3 protein-coding genes and 1 pseudogene are annotated in these 3,276 nt (G+C 35.3%); 1 reads left to right on the forward strand and 3 read right to left on the reverse strand.

The window, feature by feature from the left end; genetic code table 11:
• Window positions 1–102: 102 nt before the first annotated feature.
• Entirely contained in the window at window positions 103–1,620 is a 1,518-nt protein-coding gene (gene malQ, locus ACN4EE_RS22525; protein WP_431708758.1) for a 4-alpha-glucanotransferase, read from the forward strand.
• Between the two features lie 35 nt (window positions 1,621–1,655).
• Here the strand turns inward: malQ and ACN4EE_RS22530 are convergent, their stop codons facing one another.
• The 3 genes and pseudogenes from ACN4EE_RS22530 to ACN4EE_RS22540 all read right to left on the reverse strand — a co-directional run.
• A complete protein-coding gene (locus ACN4EE_RS22530; RefSeq protein WP_431708759.1) occupies window positions 1,656–2,012 on the reverse strand; it encodes an ArsR/SmtB family transcription factor in 357 nt (118 codons plus the stop codon).
• Between the two features lie 174 nt (window positions 2,013–2,186).
• Window positions 2,187–2,888 carry a hypothetical protein gene (locus ACN4EE_RS22535; protein WP_431708760.1) on the reverse strand — a complete coding sequence of 234 codons (702 nt, stop codon included), beginning with the start codon at window positions 2,886–2,888 and terminating at the stop codon, window positions 2,187–2,189.
• Window positions 2,889–2,928: 40 nt separating this feature from the next.
• Window positions 2,929–3,276: pseudogene (locus ACN4EE_RS22540) on the reverse strand (hypothetical protein); the annotation flags it as partial.

Raw genomic sequence — 3,276 nt, forward strand, 5'->3', positions numbered from 1 at the left:
GTATAGTGTATAGTGTATAGTGTATAGTGTATAGTTTTTAATTCTTCATTTTTCATTCGACCTAGAAGAGTATAATAAAGTAAAATCAATCAACTATAGTTTATGTTCGATCGAAGACTAAGTGGTATATTACTACATCCAACCTCCTTACCTAGTGCTTATGGTATCGGTGACTTAGGCAATGGGGCATATCGTTTTGTGGACTTTTTGGCAAATGGAGAGCAACAAGTATGGCAAATACTTCCATTAGGTCCTACAGGAGCAGGAAATTCTCCCTATCTAGCCTATTCCGCCTTAGCAGGAAACCCTTTAATGATTAGTCTTGACATTCTTTTTGGGGATGAATTATTAGAGGAAGAAGACTTAGATACCGTCAAAGAAATTTTTGTCAAACAAAACCCCCAGCGCGTCAATTTTGACTTAGTAATTAAAGAAAAATATCCCCTCTTGCGTAAGGCTTTTGAGGCATTTCAACAGCGAGAAGATGACGAGTATAAACAAGAATTTAACCAATTTTGCTACGACTATGGTTACTGGTTAGAAGACTATTCTCTCTACATGGCGTTAAAAGATTATCACAACGGAAAAGCATGGTTTCAATGGGATGAATCCATCGCAAAACGTCATCCCGATGCCATTCATTCATGGCAAATGAAACTGGGACATGAAATGTATTATCATAAATTCTTGCAGTTTAGCTTTTTTAAACAATGGCGCAACTTGAAGGAATATGCCAACGAAAAAGGCGTAAAAATCTTCGGAGATATTCCCATTTATGTTGCTCATGATAGCGTGGATGTGTGGGCAAATCAAGAGATATTTTGTTTAGATGAAAAAACAGGTGCGGCGGCATTAATGGCAGGTGTTCCTCCCGACTACTTCAGTGAAACAGGGCAATTATGGGGAAATCCTGTCTATAACTGGGAAGTATTAGAAGAAAATAACTTTGCATGGTGGATACAGCGCATCAAGGGAATGTTAGAATACGTTGACATTATGCGTATCGATCATTTTCGAGGTTTTGAGGCTTATTGGGCTGTGCCAGAAGGAGAAACCACTGCTATCAATGGTGAATGGTTAACAGCCCCCGGTGATAAGTTTTTCAGTATCTTAGAAGCAGAATTAGGGGTTTTACCGATTATTGCGGAAGATTTAGGGGTAATTACTCCAGAAGTGGAAGAATTGCGCGATAAGTATAAATTCCCCGGTATGAAGGTGTTGCATTTTGCCTTTGATTCCGATCGAGCCAACGGCTTTTTACCCTATAATTATGTCGATCGAAACTGTGTAGTTTATACGGGAACTCATGATAATGATACCACTGTAGGCTGGTTTGAAAAACGATCGTTTGCGGAAAGAAAAAGGGTTGTTGACTTTTTAGGCAACATTGATAATGAGGGTATCCACTGGAGTTTAATTCGTTTAGCTTTAGCATCCGTAGCCAATTTAGCTATTTTTCCTGTACAAGACCTGTTAGGCTTAGGTTCAGACGCTAAGATGAATACCCCCGGTACGATCGTAGATAACTGGAGTTGGCGTTATTTAGAGGGTGTTTTAACGGATGATATTAGTGAGCATCTCAAATATTTAACCTACCTTTACGGCAGAAAACCCTATTAATTAATAGTGAATAGTGGATAGTGAGTATTCAAAAGTTAACTCAACTTATTGACAAAAGTTAAATTACGAAATTGAAGGGCTTGTTTTTCGATTTTTTCAGCTAAACGATTACACACAAGATGAGATAACTCAAAAATTAGGGTATCTTCTACATAATAATAGGCAGATGTACCTTCGGGACGGCGATTAATAATTCCTGCCTGTAGCATAATTTTTAAATGCTTAGAAACGTTTGCCTGACTGGTGTTGGTTCGATCGACCAATTCTTGTACACATTTTTCTCCATCCCCCAACAGATTGAGAATTTGTAAACGCATGGGATTACTCAAAATATTAAAATACTCTGCTACTTGTTCAATAATCTCTGAAGGTACTGGTTGGGGTGTAACCATAGGACTCGCATAAATTTACACTTACATTTTACAATGAATTTTGACAAAATCTGAAAAGAAATTATCAAGAATCGAGGTGACATACTTCCAGCACTAAAATCACCTGAGTTCGATATAAAATGATGAAGATAAGAGGGGAGGAAGGGAAGACTCACAAGGGTACATTCTTGGAAACTATTGTACCCCGATCGATCGACCACCAGAACCAAATAATAACATTTGATCATCAGGAATAGGCTCCCAACCCACTTCATAACCCAAACTCCAAGCCTTTTCCCTCGCAACTCGAAACGCCTCAAAACTGTCAGGACGCACAATAAAAGCAATATAATTTACATTAGGATTTAGTTGTTTTAAAGTGCCATTAAATTTAGAATTTTTATCTCTTAATTGATTTTTATTTTCTCCTAAAGCTGATATTTTTGCCTCATATTTTAATGAACCATCATTAGTAAAATTCATAGAGTAATATTCATTATTATAATTAAATCTTTGTAGGAGGCTATTTCTATTAGAAATACATAGCTCATATTTTTCTATTTCTTCTATATAAAAATTATATAAATAAGAAGGTATATTTTGAGGAATTTCTGGAATTTTACAATTAGGTAAAGTAGTTAAAGTTCTTTCAACAGCAGAATCTAATTTAGGATCACTAACTTGAAAAATTTGATTATTTCTTACTTCAAAAAAATAGGGTTTTTTATTAGTTTCAGCTCGTAAAGGAGTGCGAATAATTGTTCCCGCTTCTACTGCTAATAAACTTACAAACAAACCAATAAACATTAAAACTCCCACAGTATTTGTCAAAATATCTAAAAATGAATCTAAATTTTGACTGGGATGATTATTAGTTCTAATTCTCCTTTTTCTCATAATTTTTTTCCATAAATAATATAATTTTAGTAGCTCTTTATTAATTGTTCATTTCTAGTTTTCCCAACATAATCAAACTTTCTAAATCTTCGATCGCACTAGGTAAATATTTTTTGACAACTTGTCTAATTTTAATTAATTCTGGCTCTTTTGCTAAACCCAACATTCTACTGATGTCTGCTAAATCTTGAGTGCGACTAGCTGATAATTTCATCAAGATTAAATAAGATAAAGCAATTATGGGCAAACCATCTGGGGCATAATTAGGTATAGAAATCGCCTCCGCAACCCATTCATCTTCCCCTACCAATACGTCTAAAGAAGTATTATCTGCTAATTGCCATTGACTACCTGAAATGCTTAAATCTCCAATTTTTTGGCTATTAGC

It is taken from the genome of Geminocystis sp. CENA526 (assembly GCF_050753365.1).
Lineage (GTDB): Bacteria > Cyanobacteriota > Cyanobacteriia > Cyanobacteriales > Cyanobacteriaceae > Geminocystis.

What these genes read in the sequence shown, in the direction of transcription:
- malQ (WP_431708758.1), top strand. Translation starts at nt 103, where the DNA reads ATGTTCGATCGAAGACTAAGTGGTATATTACTACATCCAACCTCCTTA.
- ACN4EE_RS22530 (WP_431708759.1), bottom strand. Translation starts at nt 2,012, where the DNA reads ATGGTTACACCCCAACCAGTACCTTCAGAGATTATTGAACAAGTAGCA.
- ACN4EE_RS22535 (WP_431708760.1), bottom strand. Translation starts at nt 2,888, where the DNA reads ATGAGAAAAAGGAGAATTAGAACTAATAATCATCCCAGTCAAAATTTA.